The organism is Paenibacillus sp. 32O-W, assembly GCF_007679495.1.
GTDB lineage: Bacteria > Bacillota > Bacilli > Paenibacillales > NBRC-103111 > Paenibacillus_L > Paenibacillus_L residui.
Genome location: NZ_VEGP01000006.1, coordinates 23092 through 43264, shown reverse-complemented (window position 1 = coordinate 43264; position 20173 = coordinate 23092). Strand labels below are relative to the sequence as shown.

The window sequence follows — 20173 nt, the reverse complement described above, 5'->3', positions numbered from 1 at the left end:
GTATGAACCAAAGCTTGCTAGAGCTATTCCAAAATGATCCGGAGGCTTTTCTCTCCGGTGAAGAAATTAGCCGGAAATTAAACTGCTCCCGTACGGCTGTATGGAAGCAGATTCAGAATCTGCGGAAGTTAGGATACGAATTCGAGGCCGTGCCTAGAAAAGGCTATCGGTTGGTCTATCAGCCGGCCAAGCTTGACCCGTTGAAGCTGGCGGATTCGCTGCAAACGGAAATGATCGGCAGCTCCTTCCGTATTTACGATCAGGTAGATTCCACCCAGAACGTAGCCCATGAGCTAGTGCGCCAAGGCTGCCCCGAAGGAACGGTCGTGCTCGCTGAGGAACAGACTTCCGGAAGGGGCCGTATGGGCAAGAAATGGCTGTCTCCCAAAGGTAAAGGAATCTGGATGAGCATCGTGTTGAAGCCTCATATACCGCTGAAGCAAACCTCCCAGTTGACGCTGTTGACTGCGGTGGCCCTTTGCCGTACGTTGCGGCAGGAATTGGGTGTTGCCGTCGGAATCAAATGGCCTAACGATCTGCTTGTTGACGGGCTTAAGGTGAGCGGCATTTTGCTGGAATCGAGCGGGGAAGACGACCGCTTGAATTATGTGGTGGCCGGAATCGGCATAAGCGTGAATATGGAGGCGGATGATTTCCCGGAAGAGCTTGACGGCAAGGCGACTTCATTACGAATCGTATGCGGCAGGCCTCTTGACCGGATTCAGATTATTCGCCGGTTTCTGGAGAAATTCGAGGAGCTTTATCTGCTGTACTTGCAGCAGGGGTTTTCGCCCATTCGTACATTATGGGAGGCGCTGACGATTTCTCTTAACCGTCCGTTGAGAGTAAAAACTTATAACGGTTGGGTGGAAGGCACGGCGGAAAGTATTGATGATAACGGGGCTTTGACGGTAAAAACGCGTGATGGCGAAACTATGAAGCTGTACTCGGGGGATATACAGTTATAGCGTTCAAAGACGTCTGAGGATAACGGTGATTGGAAGTCCAAACGTTGTCCCGTAGAGTCCGCGCGTATTAAACTCTAAAAAACAGCAAAAAAATGATGTTGAAATTGTGAACATTTTGTTATAATGATTTCGAGGAGGCGGTATCGTCTTGACGAATCGCACTCTGCGGATCAGATTTTATTTTTTTTGAAACAATGGAATAGACCCGCTTTCCCATATCGGATTCTGCTCTGAGCCATACGGACCGAGACAGAAGGATCATGGAGCACAGCTTCTTTGTGTATTTATGAACCCTTTTAGTTCGGCTAAGAAGGGTTTTTTGCATTGTTTGTTAAAAGGATGTTGGACGGAACAGGGATTAAAGAAGATGTAAGCAGCTGAAGTCGGCTATACTATCCGGGAGAAGTGCTGAATAACGGATTCTGGCGGCTGCACAGGAACTGAATGGGTCAGTAGCGGAATTAGTATCCCAAATTTAGGGCAAGGAGTTGAGGATAGTTGGAAACGAGAAAACCGGTCACCACCTCGAGAATGAAAAAGATGAAGAAAGATGGAACGCCGATCACGATGATTACGGCCTACGATTATCCGTCTGCCAAATTGGCGGAAGAAGCGGGGATTGACGCCATTCTTGTGGGGGATTCACTTGGCAACGTAGTTCTCGGTTACGAATCGACGCTGCCGGTCACTCTCGATGATATGATTTACCATACAAGAGCCGTTACCCGTGCGGTCCAGGTCCCTTTTGTCGTGACCGACATGCCCTTTATGACTTACCATGGCAGCCTGGATGAGACGATGAAGAACGTGGCCCGCATTATGCAGGAAGGAATGGGTAAGGCGGTCAAGATGGAAGGCGGAGAGGAAATAGCCGCCACTGTGGAAGCTTGTGTCAAAGCCGGAGTGCCCGTTATGGGCCATCTGGGCTTAACCCCGCAATCGTTGTACCAGATTGGCGGGTATAAAGTGCAGGGCAAAACTTCCCGCCAAGCGGCCAAGCTGCTGCAGGATGCCAAAGCTTTGGAGCAATCCGGGGCATTCGCCATCGTCCTGGAGCTGGTCACGGAAGAGCTCACGGAGCTTATCACGAAGGAATTATCCATTCCAACGATTGGAATAGGTTCGGGCGCCTCGTGTGACGGTCAAGTGCTCGTATTCCATGACGTGCTGCAATACGGTTCACCGATTATCCCGAAGAAATTCGTTAAAGCGTATGCCAATATTGGCGATCAGATCCGCAGCGGTATTTCCCAATACGTGCAGGAAGTCAAGGAACGGAAGTATCCTGACTCAAGCCACGCTTTTCAAGGCGATGACGATGTGTTGACTTTCTTGTACGGTGGTAAAGAATAATAAGAACTCTGGACAGCACCGATAGGAGAGTGTCACACAATGATGATAATCAAAACGATTGAAGAGATGCGGAGCAAGGTGGCCGAGCGCCGGAGGCAGGCAGGGAAGGATGAGAAGGAAAGCCGTATAGGCTTTGTACCTACCCTCGGATATTTGCATAAAGGCCATGCGAGTCTGTTGAAACGGGCCAGAGAAGAATGCGGGACGGTCGTTCTGAGCATTTTTGTCAATCCTCTGCAGTTCGGTCCGAATGAAGACTTCGAACGGTATCCGCGGGATCCGGAGCGGGATTCGGCTATTGCCGAACAGGAAGGGGTCGATTTCATCTTCATGCCGGACGTTACGGAGATGTATCCGCAGAAGATCTTGACGACCGTCTCGGTTTCCGGAATTACGGAAGGATTGTGTGGAGCTTCCAGGCCCGGCCATTTCGACGGGGTAGCCACGGTAGTAACCAAATTGTTTAATATCGTTCAGCCGGACCGTGCATATTTCGGTATGAAAGACGTCCAGCAGGTTGCCGTCATTCAGCAGATGGTCCGCGATTTGAACATGAATGTGGAAATCATTCCTTGTCCGACCCTTAGAGAAGAGGACGGTCTGGCTTTGAGCTCGCGCAATGTTTATTTATCTGCCGAGGAGAGGACCCAGGCGCTGGTCCTGCAGCTATCTCTTAACGAAGCGGAAGAATGGGTCCGGCAGCCGGGCATCCGATCGCGGGAGCTTCGCCAGAATATAATATCGAGAATAGCCACCGCTCCTTTGGCGGAAATCGATTATGTGGAAATCGTTTCGTATCCATCATTCCTGCCGCTGGAGGACGAAGAACCGGTAACCGCTGCGGTGAATGACGGTCAGTTACTAATCGCGTTGGCGGTAAGGTTTGGGCAAACCCGGCTGATCGATAATCGGCTGTATTCGTTAGGCGATCAGGACACAAAGGAGGAAGCAAACCGTGTTTAGGACGATGATGAAATCGAAGCTGCACCGGGCGACAGTGACGGAAGCCAATTTGAATTACGTCGGCAGCATTACGATAGACGAAGATCTGATGGAGCTGGTCGATATGCTGCCTAACGAGAAGGTGCAGATTGTCAATAACAATAATGGAGCCAGGCTGGAGACCTATATTATTCCTGGCCCCAGAGGCTCCGGAGTGATTTGTCTGAATGGCGCGGCCGCCCGTCTTGTGCAGCCGGGAGACAATGTCATTATTATTTCTTATGCTATGATGACGGAGGAAGAAGCCAGAACGTTCGTGCCTACCGTTGCTATACTGGGTGAAAATAATAAAGTTATTTCCATGATGAAGCATGAACCCCATTCAACGGTAGTTTGAATACGGCAATCATTGATATAAATATGCTGAAGGGCCAACGGAAAGGTTGCGCCCTTCTTTTCATTATATGCGGCTCGGTTGGAGTCATATTTGTTACCTGAAACGATGGAAAGTAAAGTTATTGGCTTATAAAACCTTTTAACAAAAATGTGTTCTAATATCCAGAGATGTAACTAATGGAACGGTTGAATGAAACCCTCCCCCTTGACACACAATGAATTTACACGGATAACTTACTGAAGGTTCGTGGACTCCGCTTGCAGGGTGGGATCGATATGTTTAAGCCTTTGTTTGCAACCATGCATGAAGTTCTTACGGAAATTATGTCCGAATATTCTACAGCGTCGGGCGCGCGCAAGCAATTACTGGATGAGCAGCTCCTTGCGTTAAAGGCGATGAGTGATTCCTGTATAGAGGAATGGCTCCGCTTCGAGGAGAAGCTGGGAAGACTGCTTCCGCTGGCGAATCAAGGGAAAATACCGGTTAAAGCAAAAATTAAGGGCAAAGCGGCTAAAGAAGAGGGATTCCCGGTAGATCCATCCAACCAATCCGGTTTCGAAGAAGCCCAAGGGTATTATAAATTATCTATGTTTGAAGTAGCTGCGCCCAAGCTGGACGAAATGGTGCGCAAGCAGCCGGATTTTGTGTTGGGGCGATTTTATCTGGCACTTTGCCATTTTCACCTAGGGGATTTGGCGGAAGCCTACCGCGAGTTCAAAATATTGCTTGCATTGACGGAAAATCGGAAATTAAAGGCCATTTCGTATACAGGAATGGGCTGCGTTCATTATGAACATAACAATTTGGAAAAAGCGATGGAATATTTCCGCATGGCCTTCGAGGAAGACCCGGAATGCATAGAGCTTTCCCTTGCTTACGGTTCGGAATTACGCTGGTGAAGAAAGCTGCATCGTTCATCCGTTCGTTGCATCGATAGACGTTTTTTTTGTAGTCTGGTATGCTTAAAGAGCAGTTGTTTAACGAAGGGATGAACGGTTTACATGAAATATGCCGTATTGGATTTTGAAACGACCGGGGGCCAGACAACGGACGAAATTATTCAGGTTGGCCTCGTACTGATAGATGAAGATAATATCGTTAAGCGTTATTCAAGTCTGGTCAAACCGAATCAGTCGATACCTCCGTTCATTACTTCTTTGACCGGAATTGACGACGCCGCGGTTCAGGGTGCCCCGTCTCTGGAAGAGGTAATGATGGAGATGCAGCCTTTGCTTTATGACACCGCATTGGTAGCCCATAACGCGGGATTTGACTTTGCCTTTTTGCAGCGGGCACTGGATGCTTGCGGGTACATGCCCTTCTCAGGGCCTGTTCTGGATACGATGGATATGCTGACGATTCTGTTCCCGTCGCTGTCCAGTCTTCAGCTTGGCAACGTCTGTCACGAGTTGGAGGTTGAGCATGCCCGTCCTCATCAAGCGGATTCGGACGCGGAGGCGACCGCTCTGATTTGGTTAAAATGCCTGCAGAAGCTCAACCGTCTGCCGCTGCTTGTCCTTCAGAGAATCACCGCGCTGTTCGAGAATGATTATTCCAATAACGATCTGGCCTGGTTTTTGCAGGAAATGCTGGAGCGCAAGGAAGCTTCTGTGAGCCTGGACGAAGATTCCTACAAATATTACAGACAATTTGCCATGAATGTGGATGATTGGGGAGACGATGAGCCTGTCCGTTCAGAAGAGGATCGGGCAGCCCTGCAGGTATCCTTCGACGAGTTCTACGACGGGCTGAAGCAAAGAATGAAGGAGAAGTTCGACTTTTACGAGGAGAGGGAGGCCCAGAGCCGGATGCTTAAGGAGGTGGCCTCCTCCTTCGATACGGACCGGCATCTGATGATCGAGGCGGGTACAGGCACAGGCAAATCGTTAGGCTATCTGATCCCTTCCTTATATCATGGAATCCGTGAGGACAAGAAGGTACTTATTAGCACTCATACAATCAATTTACAGGAACAGTTGCGAACAAGGGACATTCCGGTACTGCAGGAAATTTTTCCGGTTCCTTTTCAAGCGGCAGTGCTTAAAGGGCGGAGTCATTACCTTTGTTTGCGAAAGTTTGAGAATAAGATCCAACTACAGGACTTTAATTTTGCTAAAGAGGAACGTCTCACCGCGGCACAAATGATCGTCTGGCTCAGTGAAAGCGAAAGAGGGGATGAAGAGGAGCTTCATCTTACGGGCAGAGGCGCCGAATTTTGGCGGACGGTTGAGAGCGATGCGGACTCCTGTTTAAACCGGGCTTGCCCATGGTTTAAAAAATGCTTCTATCACCGGGCCAGGAATGACGCCAATAAAGCGGATGTGGTCATTACTAACCATTCCTTGCTGTTCACCGATATCAAGGCGGATCATCGCCTGCTTCCTTCCTACAAACATCTGGTTATCGATGAAGCGCATCATCTGGAAGAGGTCGCCAGCAAGCATATGGGAATCGAACTGAAATACATGTCCTTCGTGAATACTCTTACCCGATTGTTTAGAGACAGTAAGAACGGACAGCTTCCGTCCTTGCGCATACGGTTACAAGGATTGGGCGGGGAGCTTCCGGAGCATTCTGCGGAATGGGACGCTCTCATTGAGGGAATCTACCCTAAACTGGTCGAGGTTAAAGAGCATTGGGATCATTTGGCCGAGCTGCTTTACGAGCTAGTGAACGGTAAGATGGGCGAGTCGGGAGAAACCGGCCAGCTTGTATTTAGGATTAAGGACGATCAAATGCCGAAGCAGTGGGATAAACTGCTGACCATCGAGGATAACATCTATATCGGCCTGGGCGAGATCAGCCGCAAGCTGGACCGTCTCGCGCAAGAGTTGAAGGATTGGCAGGAGGAACATGATCTTAAAGGCAGCTTGACCGACCTTGCCGGTTCCGTGAAAGAACTAAACCGCCAGAGAGATGCTCTGCGCTTCTTCATGAAGAGAAGCGATCCGGATTATGTATATTGGCTCGAAGCAAGCCCTCAATTCAAGATGAGGTCGCTTCATCTGTTCAGCGTGCCCACTGACGTAAGCAAAATTTTGCAGCAATCCCTGTTCGATGAAAAAGACAGCGTTATTCTGACATCCGCCACTCTTTCCGTCGACAAGACCTTTGATTACAGCCGCGATCAGTTGGGGCTGGGAAGGTCGGATAAGCTGAACACCGTTTTGCTTCCTTCTCCGTTCAATTACCGCAAGCAGGCGCTGGTTTGCATCCCTCGGGATTTTCCCGGGATTAAAGGAAGAGACGGAGAAGATTATTTCGTACACAAGCTGGTAGAATCGCTTCATGAGGTAGCTGTAGAAACAAGGGGCCGCATGCTGGTTCTCTTCACTTCGTACCGTATGCTCAAGAATGCTTATCCGGAATTGAAGGAAAGGCTTGCCTCGGCAGGTATTCAGGTGCTGGGGCAGGGGATAGACAGCTTTAACCGCAGCAAGCTGACACGCTTGTTCCAGGAGAGCGAATCCGCCGTATTGCTGGGGACGAGCAGCTTCTGGGAAGGGGTCGATATTCCGGGAGAAGCTTTGACCTGCCTGGCGATCGTTCGTCTTCCTTTCCAGCCTCCCAACCATCCTGTAACGGAAGCCAAGAGCGAACAGCTGAAGAAAAGTAATCTCAATCCTTTCATGAAGCTGTCTGTGCCTCAGGCGGTCATCCGCTTCAAGCAGGGCTTCGGCCGTCTTGTTCGCAGGGCCAGCGATAAAGGAATTGTTATCTTATATGATACCAGGGTCATCGATACCCAGTACGGCAAATACTTTCTTTACTCCTTGCCCGGGCCGAAAATCGAGCACATGCCGACCGGGCAGATGGTTCCGCGGATTAAACAATGGATGGAGGAGGAACACGCTTGAAATCGATGAAAATATCCGAAGCCGTCGTTAGGCGGCTCCCCATTTATTTGCGCTTCCTGAACGAATTAAACCGGATGAACGTAACTACCGTATCCTCTCAGGATTTAGGAAGCAAGCTGGATCTCAATCCGGCCCAAATCCGCAAAGATTTGGCTTATTTCGGCGAGTTCGGCAAGAAGGGAATCGGCTACGACGTTAAGTATCTCATAGAGAAGATTCGACAAATTTTGAAGCTGGACCAAAGAATTCAAGTGGCGCTGGTCGGAGCGGGTAACTTAGGCAGAGCTTTGTGTAATTATAATGCTTATTTGCAGGATAACATGAAGATTGTCGCTGTGTTTGATGCGGAGAAGTCCAAGATCGGGCAGAACATGAACAATTTAACCGTGCTTCCGATGTCGGAGCTGACCGATACGATCCGGGAGCTGCAAATAAGGATCGGGATTATTACGGTTCCCGCTTCGGAGGCTCAGAATGTAGCCGATCGGTTTGTCGAGGCCGGGATCGAGGCTATATTAAATTTTGCCCCGGTCATTATTAAAGTTCCGCCCCATATAAGGGTTCATCATGCAGATTTTACAACGGATCTGCAGAGCCTGGCTTACTATCTGAACAAAGAGGAAGAGGCGTGATCAAGGCGCCGCACATTGAACATTGCCGGTTCACCGTTACATAATAATAAAGGCTTGTCCGGTCTCGAGCCGTACAAGCCTTATTATTATGAAAGTCCCCTCCAAGCGGGGTTTAGCCGATTAAGCGTAGCGCAGTACAACGCTGTCCAGAATGTTTGCCACATCTTCACAGGAGTCCGTCGTCTGCTCCAGACGCTCATACAGCTCCTTGATTTTAAAGTCGTGGTAAGGGTCCTTGGGAGAAACGAAGATCGCGCGAATGCCTTCTCTCATTAAGCGGTCGGCTTCATTCTCCAGACTGTTGATATGTACGGCATGCTCGGTAATTTCAGAATATTTCTTCTTGGAAAGCAGCTTGAAGGCCTCCAGAATATGCTCACAGCTCGATACAATGACTTCAGCGAATTCTTTCATGAAATCATCGGTTTTATCAATATTTAAATAATCGAAACGGGCGATGGTCGCTTCGATACCGTCCACTACATCATCCACAGACATGGCCAGCTCCATAATATCCTCGCGGTCAATCGGAGTAAGGAATACTTTGCTTAATCCTTTAAATATGGAATGTGTCAGTTGATCCCCTTTGTTCTCCAATTCTTTGAGCTTATCGAAATAAGGGGCTAACGCGCTTGAGCCGGACATGGCCTCCCGAAAGACTTTGGCCGCTTCCAGAGTATTCTCGGCCGCTTCAATCAATAGTGCTAAAAAATCGGTATCTTTCTTCTTGCCGCTAAACATTGTGATAAGACCCCTTTCCTCTGTTGAATCTAACATGGACCTATCGGCCTTAGATTCTTAAACCGTTTAATGTCGTTTCATAAAATTAAAAATAGCACATTCTCCAGCCTAAAAGCAATGGACCGGTTATATAGGCTATTTGCCGGGCATTTTTTGTCATTGAAATTGGTGCTAAAGCAATAAGTCCTGCTATTTTAAAATGTACCCGTCTTTCTTGATTTTAACCTTACTAAGCGGTACATTGGAAAAGAATGATATTTCGTGAAAGGGTTGAATACATTGACGGATACAGTGATTATTAATGGAAGCTTTATAACGATGGACCCCGCTCAGCCTTACGTGGAAGGGGTTATGGTTATTAAAGGTGACCGGATAGATTATGTCGGACCTGAGAAGCCGGATTCCATAAGCAAGGATGCGCGTATCATTGACGGCCGCCATAAGCTGTACATGCCGGGATTGGTGAATACCCACGGACATGCGGCTATGACCCTGCTTAGAGGAGTGGGTGATGATTTGGCTCTTCAGGTGTGGCTGGAAGAAAAAATGTGGCCGAATGAAGCCAAGTTTACGTCCGAAGACGTCAAATGGGGCACTCTGCTAGCCATACTGGAGATGATGAAGGGCGGGACCACCTGCTTCGTCGACATGTACGACCATATGAATGAGGTCGCGCTGGCGGTAGAGCAGTCCGGCATGCGCGGCTGCTTGACCCGCGGCGTCATCGGATTATGTCCGCCGGATGTCCAGGATGCCAAGCTGGCTGAAGCGAAGCAATTTGCCCGCGATTGGCATGGCAAGGCCGATGGCCGGATTACGACGATGATGGCCCCTCATGCCGCCTACACCTGCCCTCCGGATTACATCGAGAGAATAGTGGAAGCCGCCCATGAGCTCAATCTTCCTCTTCATACCCATATGTCCGAAACGGCCGCCGAAGTCGAGCAGAACGTGAAGCAGTATGGCAGCAGACCGCCGGAGCATCTGGCCAAGCTCGGAGTATTCTCGCGGCCTTGTCTGGTGGCCCATGGAGTGCACCTCACCGACGAGGAAATCGCATTGCTTCAGAAGCATGATGTCCGGATTTCCCATAATCCCGGAAGCAACCTGAAGCTGGCCAGCGGTATAGCCCGTGTGCCTGATCTCCTTAAGGCCGGAATCAAGGTGTCGCTCGGGACGGACGGAGCGGCAAGCAATAACAATTTGGATATGTTCGAGGAGATGAGACTGGCCGCGTTAATCCACAAGGGAGTATCCGGAGATCCGGTTTCCATTCCTGCAGAGCAGGCGTTGAGAATGGGAACGTTAGAAGGCGCACAATCGATATGGCTTGAGGACGTAGGAAGCTTGAAGCAGGGGATGAAGGCCGATTTCATCGCTTTGGATGCAGATCAGCCTCATTTGCTGCCTAAATCAAATTATTTATCTCATGTCGTTTACTCCGCATCTGCGAATGATGTAACCGATGTTTATGTAAATGGTAAACAAATTGTGCGGGACAGACAATGTCTGACTCTGGATGAGGAAAAGATAAAAGCTGATTTCCGCCAACGATTCAGCGCGTTGCTTGGATAATGAGCAATCCTCGAATAAAAAATACCGGGAGGCCGATCGAAGTTGCGCTATAAGAAACGAATCGTTTGGGGCAGTATCGCTGCGGTGGCCCTGCTGGTTTTCATTGCTTTTCGGTTTTATGATGCGGTCAGAGCTGACTTGCGCCTGGAGAAGGAACAGGCCGTTAAGACGGTATTGCAGGAGACGAGGATAGAGCAGGTCGATGCCGTGCGGCCATTTGTCGGAGATAAGCCCTATATGGTCGTCTATGGGAAATCGGATCGTGACGAGGAAATGATTGCTTGGGTCCATGAGGACGGGGTGGATGTAAAACTGGCGCGGGAAGGTGTCAGCTCGGAGACGATAAGGGAGAAAATGCTGGCCAAAAACCCGGAAATGGATATTGTGCATATTAACGCCGGAAAAATGCAGGATGTATTCGTTTGGGAAGTCTTCTATAAACAAAAGGAAGAGGCCGGCGAGCGGTATTATTATGATTATTACCGATTTTCGGATGGAAGCCATCTGGATACCTATCGAATGGCGGCGCGTTAAGTGCATCGTTAAAAAAATGGAGCCTGGCAAAGGGACAACAAGCAAAAGTGGGTTCAAAGGCAATTACCTGATAAAGGAATGATTGGAATGGTTATCCTTACCTTCACACTTTTTTCTAACATTCGTTATAGATAATATGATATACTCGTATATATATCACGATCTAATGATTAGAAAGGTGGGCGTAGATGAAACTGAGAATATTGCCAATCTTACTTGCGGTTGCTTGCTCCAGCTTGATATTATTTGGCGGATGGTTTATGTATCGCAGTTATGCGATGGAGACGCCGCTTAATGAACTCGTTTCTCAAGCCCAGGGCGTGGAAGAAGTTCAGATGGAATTATCCAACCAATCGGTTAATATAAAGGTAAAGCTCAATAACGAGGCCAATATGCGCGAAATCTACCAGAAGGTAGCGACCGAAGGCGCGGACATTATCGGCAAGCGTCAATTAAACATTCAAGTAGTGAATGATTCATCTCCGGAATTGGACAAGTGGTGGTCTATCGTTCTGTTTGACATCGCTCAAGCGATGGATACCCGCCAGTATTCCCGGATTCCCGTGACACTGGAAGAGAAGGCGGCCGCCCTTCCGGGCTTGCAAGCCGTAACCGAAATGGACGATAATAATGTATATGTTCGACTTACCTATGGGGAGAAGAGCAAATACATTATTTTGCCGAGAGTTCCGGCTAAGTTAGGAGTGTGGCCGAATGAGCAAATACAGTAAGGAAATCCTAATTGGCGTCATTCCCGTCGTGCTGCTGTTTCTCGCTTTTATCGGACTGAATATTATTCCTCTTGTCATGATGGCCGTTCTCGTTATTGCCTTGCTGTATATCGTCAAACCGAAGATGAATCTTGAAGCCAAGGGAGAGAGGCCGGGGAAGATTCGAAAACCGTCCGCTCTAACCTTCGAAGAAATTGGCGGTCAGGAGAACGCGAAGAATGAATTGAAGGAAGCCCTCGAGTTTATAATAAAGTACGATGATATCAAGAAGTTCGGAATTCGCCCTCTCAAAGGAATTCTGCTGACCGGTCCTCCCGGAACGGGAAAAACTTTGATGGCTAAGGCGGCCGCCCATTACACAAATTCCGTATTCGTCGGTGCTTCCGGCAGCGAATTTGTTGAAATGTATGTAGGTGTCGGAGCCAGCCGGATTCGCGAGATGTTCAAGAAGGCCAAAACGCTCGCGCAGAAGGAAAATAAGGAGAGCGCCGTAATCTTTATCGATGAGATCGATGTGATCGGCGGCAAGCGGGATGGCGGGCAGCATCGGGAGTATGATCAGACGCTTAACCAGCTTCTGACGGAGATGGATGGAATCCATACGGAAGAATCTCCACGTATTCTTATTATCGCTGCGACCAACCGCAAAGAAATGCTCGATTCGGCCTTGCTGCGTCCGGGAAGATTCGACCGGCATATAGAGGTTGACCTTCCGGATAAGAAGGGGCGGCTTCATATTCTGAACATTCATGCGGCGAACAAGCCGCTTGCAGATACCGTCGATTTGGAGAAAATTGCTGAGGAATCCTTTAATTTCTCGGGAGCCCAGCTGGAAAGCGTCATGAATGAAGCGGCCATCTACGCGATGAGGGATGGCTCGGAGAAGATTGAGCAGAAGCATTTGACCCTGGCAATTGATAAGGTAATGATGGGAGAGAAGACCGACCGGGAGACGAGCAACGAAGAGCGAGAGCGCGTAGCCTATCATGAATTGGGGCATGCCATCGTGGCGGAGGTCGTCAAGCCGGGTACGGTATCCCAGGTATCCTTGAGCCCCAGGGGTCAAGCTCTCGGGTTTGTCCGGCATAATCCGCAAGAGGATCAATACTTATATACCAAAGAGTATTTGGAAGAACGGATTATGATCGCGCTCGGCGGCGCGGTAGCGGAAGAGATGTTCTACGGGAACCGGAGCACAGGCTCTCGCAACGATTTCGAACAGGCTCTTAATCTCGTCAAAATGATGATGGACTCCGGGTTGACGAGTCTGGGTATCGTGGATAGGGAAATGGTGACGAAAGAAGAATTAATGAAGGCGAACGCCTCCATATTGGATTCGTTAACGTCCAGAACACGTGAAATATTGGAATCCTACCGTTCCGTATTCGTCCAAGCCTTAGAAATTCTTATCAAGGAAGAAGTTCTCTCCGGAGAACAATTCCGCAATCTGCTTGCCGTACTCAAGCAGAAGAGCACAGCCTAAATTATTATGGAAGACGGCGTCCTTTCAGCAAACTTTGCTTAAAGGACGCCGTCTTCTTTTTATTAGGGCGCAAACATAGTACAATAGAGACAAGCGTTTGTATCCTTAATGAGGTGATGGTGTGAACAACAAGGAGTTTAAGCGACTGGAAGAGGGGGTACTTGCCGCTTTACAGGAAGGAACCCTGCAGGTTCCTCACTTGTTTTTTAAACTGTATCCCGGCTTAAACCTGAATGAAACGGAGGCCATGCTGCTCCTTCACCTGATGTCTTTTATCGATAGAGAGAAGAAGGATTTTCCGACGATTGAAGAAATACAATCCCGAATGGCAGCCCCTCCGGAACAAGTCATCAAGGCACTGCAGAAGCTTCTGAAAGAAGGCTGGATTACGATCGATGAAGAGGTCGATTCTTTATCAGGCATTCAATATGAGCGTTATAACTTATCCGGAATGTACCACAAGCTGGCTGCGGCCTGGGCGGATTTCCACAAGGAGGAAGAACGCCAGAAGAGGCTTGCGGTTTCCAAGGAAGGCAATGACATCTTCACTATTTTCGAGAATGAATTTGCCAGGCCATTGACTCCGATGGAGCTGGAGACGATCTCCGGCTGGCTGGATCAGGATAAATACAACAAAGACCTTATCCTGGCCGCATTGAAGGAGGCAGTTTTTGCGGGCAAGGTTCATTTTCGTTACATTGACCGGATTCTGCTGGAATGGAGCCGCAATCGGATTTTTACCCCGGAGCAGGCGAAGGAGCATGCACAGCGCTTTCGTGGCGCCCGTTAAACCAAGAAAAAACCTTCGAAGGCCGACTTCGAAGGTTTTTTAGATACAGTACAAAGTAAAACATCCTTTAAATCCAGTTGCTTATTAATGAAATAATTCCCGATAGGTCTTTTTCTCAGAACATAAGAAAGAATAAGTTTCACCGTAATCCTGTTCCTATATTTCATCGCGGTATACACGCCTGTCCAAAGGACGGCCATTGCCGTTTATCCTTGCTTGTTCAACAGCTTCCACCGATAAACATATTCGAAGAGAAACTCGAAGGCTTCCAAATGACGCTTCGCTTCGAAAACGTTGGCTCCCCAGGCATAGATGCCGTGCTTGCGCAGGACAATGCCGGGAACCCGGGGGACAATCGCCTCGCTGACCAGCTCGGCAATGCGGGGGATATCCGCATAATTAGGAAGGATAGGAATGCGGATCGCGGCGTCCTCCTCCCATATATTGAACGCTTTAATCAGCTCCACTCCTTCTACGGGAATGGCTTGTTCCTCCCGGTACAGTTCCGAAACCAGGTTGTTAAAGACCGTATGAACATGGAAAATCGCCCCGCATCCGGTAGCCCGATAAATCTCGCAATGGATAAGAGTTTCAGCCGAAGGCTTAAGCCCGGTCGTCTCCAGCGGACGCCCATGCTGATCCACGATCAGGAAATCTTCCGGGGAAGAGACCGACTTGTCCTTGCCGCTTGCCGTGACAGCAAATGCGAAGGTCTGGCGATCCTCGCTCATGTCGCCTATCCGTACCGACAAATTGCCGCTGGTGGCGGGGAACCAGCCTCGTGCGGCGAACGTTTCCTTGACCTCCCTCAGCTCAGAGAACGCTCGCTGCTTCTGTTCCAACGTCATGCTATGTTCCATTTCAGTTCCCCTCTCTTAAAGCATTCAATCCATTGATGACGTCATGGAAGGTTTCAAATTTTCTATAGGCAATTCCAAGCTTCTCACATTCCTCTGCAAGATGGGATCGGGCAAAGACGAAATCAGCTTGCTTGGAACCTTCAAAATCCGACAGGCTGTCGCCAATCAGTATGCGGTTATACTTCTCCGGTGAATAGGAGCGGATAATAGTAGTCTTGCACATCCCGCAGCCCTTATCGCATTGCTCATCGCACGGATGAGGCCAGGTAATCCGAATTTGTTCTCCGGAGAAATCACTGCCGTTACAGTAAATCTGTTCCGGTCTTAGTTCGAAGGGGGCCAGTGTCGGGAGCAGGAAAAAATCAATTCCCCCGCTGGTCACCAGAAAATCGAAGTCATTCTCCCTGACATACTCCAGAAGCTCCGGGAAGCCCTCCCGGATACGGATCGATTGGCGGGTAAATTGAATAATCTCATCTTTCCGCGAGGAGGGGAGGAGGGCGAACATCGCTCCGACTCCCTCCTGCAGGGGGATCTCTTTATCAACGATCCGGCGAAGAATGTCTTCCCAGCCGGAAGGCTGAAAATGCTTCATGATGTCCATGATGTTATCTGTAACGGTAATGGTCCCGTCGAAATCGCAGAATATGATATTTTGCTTGTTTGCATCAAGCTTCATTCTCTAACCCCCCATGCCTCGATGGCCGCGTGCAGCTCCTCATGTTCAGACGCATAGTCTCTCAGGGGTACGCCGCTTAACGCCGCCTGAATCGCTTGCCTGAATGCGCGGCCTCCCGCTTCGGTTCCCATCGGATGGCCGTGAACGCCTCCGCCCGCATTGACAACGACCTCTTGTCCGAAATCGCGGAGGATCAACGGAACCAGCCCGGGGTGAATACCTGCTGAAGGCACCGGGAAGCTCTTGGCTAGAGTCAGTCTTCCGGCGTGCGGTTCCCCGTCATTTCCGGACGAATGCAGATAGTCCCGGGGCTGGTCCGTTAATAAAGCGTGACGAATAGCCATGTTTTCTTCCTTGGGCATCACGACCGAACCATAAGGCGAAGGGAACAGCACCAGATCCGCACCGGCCAGCCGCATCAGCTTGCCGAGCAGTACGGAAGCGGAAATGCCGTGATAGGGTGATGGATAATAGGCGCCCGCCAACGCAGGGTGTGCCGCGATCGGGACGGTAATGTCTGGATGCGCGCTCAGTTCGCGAAGCGTATCGAACCCATAGGAGAGCACGTTGAATAAGAGAGCATTAGCTCCAAGAGAAACCGCCTTAACGGCTTGCTCTGCGAGCTTGGATGTCGGCCCCGTCAGGTTAACGGCATAGAGCAGCTTCTGCCCGGTCGTTTCCTCTGCCTGCTTGGCCGCCTCCATACATACCTTGACCCGTTTCTCCAGTGGGGTGAGCGGATTCTCGAATAAAATTTCATCATCCTTAATCAAATCCACACCGCCGAGAGCTTGTTTGTAGAATTGCTCGCGCAAGGCAGGCAAATCGTGGCCGATGACGGACTTGAAGATGCTCATCAGCAGAGGACGATCATGGACGCCCAGCAGGGAGCGCACACCTTCCATGCCGAATTTGGGACCGGAAAAGGCACTCAGGAAGGGGTCGGAAAAATGCAAATCCATCAGTTTGATGCGGCCGTCCATAGAGAGCTTTCCGAATACAGTCACAAGGAGAGCCGGAATGTCCCGGCTGAAATTGACGTCCGGATAAGCTATCCGGATGTCCGCGTAACGTTCACCAAGCTCATTACGGCTTTCGGCGACATCGACCACTTGGCCGAGATAGGGCTGCATGCTTGCTTTTTTCGCCTCGGGCAGATCCGTCCAGCTTCCGACAGTCAGGCCGACGGCAATGCCGGCAGCCTTCTTGCCGAAATCGGCATTTTCATCATAGCAGCGATAGGTTGCCGTACAATAGGAGTTCATCGTTCCACCTGCTTTTCGTTCAATATTTCATCATTTCTTCGGATATCGTGCGGCCGATCTCGCCGGCTCTATCCGAAGCCCGCCGGACAGCGCTTCGGATAGCCTCTTGAAAATGATATTGATCCAATACTTCCAGTGCGGCTTGAGTGGTGCCGTTAGGAGAGGTAACCTTCTGCCGTAAGGAGGCCGGTTCTTCTCCCGTTGCTTTAACCATTGAGGCGGCACCCAGGACGGTCTGAACCGTCAGCTTCCGGGCTTGTTCCTGATTCAACCCTCCCTGGATCCCTGCTTCCATAAGAGCTTCCATGAAGGTATAGATATAAGCCGGCCCGCTGCCTGAGACGCCGGTAACAATGTCGATCAGCGGCTCCTCGACTACGATGGTTTCCCCGGTAGCTGAGAAAAGATTTATGGCCATTTCCTGATAGACTCCGGAGGCGTTAGCGGAGAAGCAGAGTCCCGTCGCCCCCATACCGATCGTACATGATGTATTCGGCATGCAGCGGGCAATGGGAATTAGCCGGCCCAGCCGATTTTCCATCGTATCGATGGAAAGTCCGGCTATCACGGAGATGACGAGCTGCCCGGGATGCACTAATGGTGCCAGATCCTCCAGTGCCGCCCCGGCGTCCTTGGGCTTCATGGCAAGCACGATGATATCCGCTTCCGCTGTATATCTGCGAACCGCCTCTGGTCCGCTGCCGGTACGGATGCCGTACTTCTGGCAGAGGATGGTCAGTCGGTCCCGGTTGCTCGAGTTTGTCGCAATAATTCGTTCTGGATTAGAGCCGGGAAGGGAAACAAGACCGCGGATGATAGCTTCGGCCATGGCTCCCGCTCCGATGAATAGTATAGTTTTGCCCGCAAGGGTTTGATTCATGGTTTAAAACCTCCGTGCACACGAACTGGAGTGACGGGCTTGCGCTTATTCTCTAATTTGCCCGTTTCCATAGATGTAGTATTTAGTAGAAGTCAGAGCAGGGAGGCCCATAGGTCCACGGGCATGCAGCTTCTGTGTGCTGATGCCGATCTCTGCGCCGAAGCCGAATTCAAAGCCATCGGTAAACCGCGTCGACGCGTTCACATAAACGGCGGCGGCATCCACTTCCTGCAAGAAGCGGTCTGCGTGCTCCTTCGTTTCCGTAACAATACATTCGGAATGCATCGTTCCATATTGGCGAATATGGTCAATAGCTTCCTCCAACGACCCGACAATTTTTATATTAAGAATATAGTCGTTATATTCCGTAGCCCAATCCTGCTCTGCAGCCGGATGGATCACGGGGGCGAGCTCGACCGCGGCCGCGCAGCCGCGCAGCTCCACTCCCGCCGTAATAAATTTATCGGCCAGATCGGCCAGATGCTTCTCGGCATAAGAGCGGTGTACAATCATCGTCTCCATAGCATTGCAGACGGAAGGACGCTGGATTTTCGCATTCATGGTAATACGCAGTGCTTTCTCGGGATCGGCCGTTTCATCCAGATAAGTGTGGCAGACTCCGGCACCCGTTTCGATGACGGGAACAGAAGCATTCTGAACGACGTTCTGAATCAGCGACCGGCCTCCCCGCGGAATGATCACGTCGAGCCAGCCGTTCAGCTTAAGCATTTCGTCGACCGATGAACGGTCGGGGCTAGCGACCAGCTGTATAGCGTCTGCAGGAACCGAAGTCGCAGCCAACGCCTCGTGCAGCACCTCGACAATTTTGCTGTTGGAGGACAGGGCACTGGAGCCTCCGCGCAGCAAGACGGCATTGCCGGACTTCAGGCATAAGCCGGCGGCATCGACCGTTACATTCGGCCGGGCTTCATAGATGATGCCTACCAGTCCGATAGGAACCCGCTTCTTGCGGATCAGCAGTCCGTTAGGCCGTTCGAATTCTTCCATAACGTCTCCAATCGGATCGGGTAATTCAACAATCTGTCTAAGTCCTTCGGCCATTGCCTGAATTCTTTGCTCATTGAGCGCGAGCCTGTCGAGCAAGGAACTGCTAAGTCCGCTAGCGGCTCCGCGCTCCAGATCTTCCTTGTTCGCGGAAATAATGTCTTCCGATCTCTTGACCAGTGCATCTGCCATCGCCAGCAGCGCCTCGTTCTTCTGTTCCGTTGTCAGGCTTCCCAGCACAGGCTCTGTCCGTTTCGCCAGCTCTGCTTGTCGTTTAATCTCGCTCATAGCATTTGCCTCCCATGCATCGTTTATTATCTATTGAAAATAAAGTCACTAGTATCCTCATTCAGTCAACGGCCATCCATTCATCGCGGTGAATCACTTCAATTCTCGGCACTTCCACCCGTTTTTTCACTTCATCCGTGGACAGTCCGGCTACCGCCTGAAGCTGCCAGGCCGCATAGTTTACGACCCCTCTGCCGATCAGCTGCTGATCCGGATTAATAACTTCAACGACATCCCCGGGGTGAAAATCACCGGATATTTTGCGAATGCCGGCAGGCAGCAGACTCTTGCCCCCCTCCAGCAGCGCTGCTTCGGCGCCCCGGTCAACATATACCTTGCCCTGCGGGAAGGAGTGAAAGCCGACCCACTGCTTCTTGGCAGGCAGTGTATGCAGATGGGTGTCAAAGTAGGTACCTTTGCCTTTGTTCTGAGCAGCGGCTAGCAAATCGCCGGGTTCGGCCACCTTGCCGACAAAGACGGGTACGCCTCCCCGCATCGCGATCCGGGCGGCTTCCACTTTGGAGCGCATTCCTCCGGTACCGACGGAGGAGCCGCTGCCGCCGGCGATCCGGTACAGCTCATCACTGATTTGCTCTACCCGATCAATTCTGACGGCATCTGCATTCTTACGTGGATCATCGGTATACAATCCGTCCGTATCGGTAATGATTAAAAGGCTGCTTGCTTTCACCAGATTGGCGACCAAGGCGGACAGGTTGTCGTTATCGCCAAATTTAAGTTCCTCGACAGCGACGGTATCATTCTCGTTAATGATCGGAATTACCCCTCTGGCCAGCAGCTCTTCGACCGTCATCAACGCGTTTAATATTCTTTGCCGGTTGGAGAAGTCGGCTCGGGTGAGCAGAATCTGCGCGACGGGGATATCATTGTGTGCGAAGGCCTCTTGATAGCACTGCATGAGCAGAGCCTGTCCTACCGCTGCGGCGGCTTGCTTTTCCTTGAGCACACGAGGGCGTTTCCGGTACCCGATCGTAGTGAAGCCGGCGGCAACAGCTCCGGAGGTAACCAGAAGCACCTGATAGCCATTCTGACGCAGGGCTGACAATTCATTTGCATAGAAATGGACTTTATCGCGGTTAAGGCCGCCTTCGTCGGAAGTAAGGGAGCTGCTCCCGATTTTGACGACAATGCGTGATTGCATATAATCACTTCTTTCTATATAGCTGATGATT

At 50.4% G+C, this 20173-nt stretch carries 19 protein-coding genes; 12 read left to right on the top strand and 7 right to left on the bottom strand.

Features of this window, described 5'->3' with window-relative positions; genetic code table 11:
* Positions 1 to 2: 2 nt before the first annotated feature.
* The 7 genes from FS806_RS03805 to FS806_RS03775 all read left to right on the top strand — a co-directional run bounded on the left by FS806_RS03805 (position 3) and on the right by FS806_RS03775 (position 8149).
* Positions 3 to 968 (top strand): biotin--[acetyl-CoA-carboxylase] ligase, encoded by a 966-nt coding sequence (locus FS806_RS03805; RefSeq protein ID WP_144933289.1) that lies wholly within the window; start codon positions 3 to 5, stop codon positions 966 to 968.
* Between the two features lie 498 nt (positions 969 to 1466).
* The gene (panB, locus tag FS806_RS03800) at positions 1467 to 2321 is read left to right on the top strand and encodes a 3-methyl-2-oxobutanoate hydroxymethyltransferase (RefSeq protein WP_144933288.1); all 855 of its coding nucleotides are present in this window, start codon (positions 1467 to 1469) and stop codon (positions 2319 to 2321) included.
* 39 nt (positions 2322 to 2360) lie between these two features.
* Positions 2361 to 3284, top strand: a complete 924-nt coding sequence (panC, locus tag FS806_RS03795) for a pantoate--beta-alanine ligase (protein WP_144933287.1) — start codon at positions 2361 to 2363, stop codon at positions 3282 to 3284.
* Complete coding sequence (gene panD / locus FS806_RS03790; RefSeq protein WP_144933286.1) at positions 3277 to 3660, top strand: aspartate 1-decarboxylase; 384 nt, start codon at positions 3277 to 3279, stop codon at positions 3658 to 3660. The genes panC and panD overlap by 8 nt, the downstream gene beginning before the upstream one ends.
* A gap of 275 nt (positions 3661 to 3935) precedes the next feature.
* Positions 3936 to 4559, top strand: coding sequence for a tetratricopeptide repeat protein (locus tag FS806_RS03785; protein ID WP_144933285.1), 624 nt, complete (start codon positions 3936 to 3938; stop codon positions 4557 to 4559).
* Between the two features lie 102 nt (positions 4560 to 4661).
* Positions 4662 to 7517: an ATP-dependent DNA helicase DinG gene (gene dinG / locus FS806_RS03780; protein WP_144933284.1), complete on the top strand. Its 2856-nt coding sequence runs from the start codon at positions 4662 to 4664 to the stop codon at positions 7515 to 7517.
* Positions 7514 to 8149: a redox-sensing transcriptional repressor Rex gene (locus FS806_RS03775; protein WP_144933283.1), complete on the top strand. Its 636-nt coding sequence runs from the start codon at positions 7514 to 7516 to the stop codon at positions 8147 to 8149. Before dinG ends, FS806_RS03775 begins: the two co-directional genes overlap by 4 nt.
* A 120-nt stretch (positions 8150 to 8269) precedes the next feature.
* On the opposite strand, the gene FS806_RS03770 is transcribed toward FS806_RS03775, so the two are convergent.
* Positions 8270 to 8890 carry a DUF47 domain-containing protein gene (locus tag FS806_RS03770; RefSeq protein WP_144933282.1) on the bottom strand — a complete coding sequence of 207 codons (621 nt, stop codon included), beginning with the start codon at positions 8888 to 8890 and terminating at the stop codon, positions 8270 to 8272.
* Between the two features lie 279 nt (positions 8891 to 9169).
* On the opposite strand from FS806_RS03770, the gene FS806_RS03765 reads away from it, so the two are divergent.
* From FS806_RS03765 to FS806_RS03745, 5 genes are all read left to right on the top strand, one after another.
* A complete protein-coding gene (locus FS806_RS03765) occupies positions 9170 to 10465 on the top strand; it encodes an amidohydrolase (RefSeq protein WP_144933390.1) in 1296 nt (431 codons plus the stop codon).
* A gap of 42 nt (positions 10466 to 10507) precedes the next feature.
* A complete protein-coding gene (locus tag FS806_RS03760) occupies positions 10508 to 10999 on the top strand; it encodes a cell wall elongation regulator TseB-like domain-containing protein (protein ID WP_144933281.1) in 492 nt (163 codons plus the stop codon).
* A 188-nt stretch (positions 11000 to 11187) separates the two neighbouring features.
* Complete coding sequence (locus FS806_RS03755; RefSeq protein WP_144933280.1) at positions 11188 to 11730, top strand: hypothetical protein; 543 nt, start codon at positions 11188 to 11190, stop codon at positions 11728 to 11730.
* Positions 11714 to 13213 carry an AAA family ATPase gene (locus tag FS806_RS03750; protein ID WP_144933279.1) on the top strand — a complete coding sequence of 500 codons (1500 nt, stop codon included), beginning with the start codon at positions 11714 to 11716 and terminating at the stop codon, positions 13211 to 13213. Before FS806_RS03755 ends, FS806_RS03750 begins: the two co-directional genes overlap by 17 nt.
* A 121-nt stretch (positions 13214 to 13334) precedes the next feature.
* Positions 13335 to 14003, top strand: coding sequence for a DnaD domain protein (locus FS806_RS03745; protein ID WP_144933278.1), 669 nt, complete (start codon positions 13335 to 13337; stop codon positions 14001 to 14003).
* A gap of 206 nt (positions 14004 to 14209) precedes the next feature.
* Here the strand turns inward: FS806_RS03745 and mtnB are convergent, their stop codons facing one another.
* From mtnB to proB, 6 genes are all read right to left on the bottom strand, one after another.
* Positions 14210 to 14863 carry a methylthioribulose 1-phosphate dehydratase gene (mtnB, locus tag FS806_RS03740; protein ID WP_144933277.1) on the bottom strand — a complete coding sequence of 218 codons (654 nt, stop codon included), beginning with the start codon at positions 14861 to 14863 and terminating at the stop codon, positions 14210 to 14212.
* A 1-nt stretch (position 14864) separates the two neighbouring features.
* Positions 14865 to 15542, bottom strand: a complete 678-nt coding sequence (locus FS806_RS03735) for a 2-hydroxy-3-keto-5-methylthiopentenyl-1-phosphate phosphatase (protein ID WP_144933276.1) — start codon at positions 15540 to 15542, stop codon at positions 14865 to 14867.
* Positions 15539 to 16807, bottom strand: coding sequence for a 2,3-diketo-5-methylthiopentyl-1-phosphate enolase (locus tag FS806_RS03730; RefSeq protein WP_144933275.1), 1269 nt, complete (start codon positions 16805 to 16807; stop codon positions 15539 to 15541). Before FS806_RS03730 ends, FS806_RS03735 begins: the two co-directional genes overlap by 4 nt.
* A 19-nt stretch (positions 16808 to 16826) precedes the next feature.
* Positions 16827 to 17687 (bottom strand): pyrroline-5-carboxylate reductase, encoded by an 861-nt coding sequence (gene proC, locus FS806_RS03725; RefSeq protein WP_144933274.1) that lies wholly within the window; start codon positions 17685 to 17687, stop codon positions 16827 to 16829.
* Positions 17688 to 17732: 45 nt separating this feature from the next.
* Complete coding sequence (locus tag FS806_RS03720; protein WP_144933273.1) at positions 17733 to 18980, bottom strand: glutamate-5-semialdehyde dehydrogenase; 1248 nt, start codon at positions 18978 to 18980, stop codon at positions 17733 to 17735.
* Between the two features lie 61 nt (positions 18981 to 19041).
* Positions 19042 to 20142 (bottom strand): glutamate 5-kinase, encoded by a 1101-nt coding sequence (gene proB, locus FS806_RS03715; protein ID WP_144933272.1) that lies wholly within the window; start codon positions 20140 to 20142, stop codon positions 19042 to 19044.
* Positions 20143 to 20173: the final 31 nt, after the last annotated feature.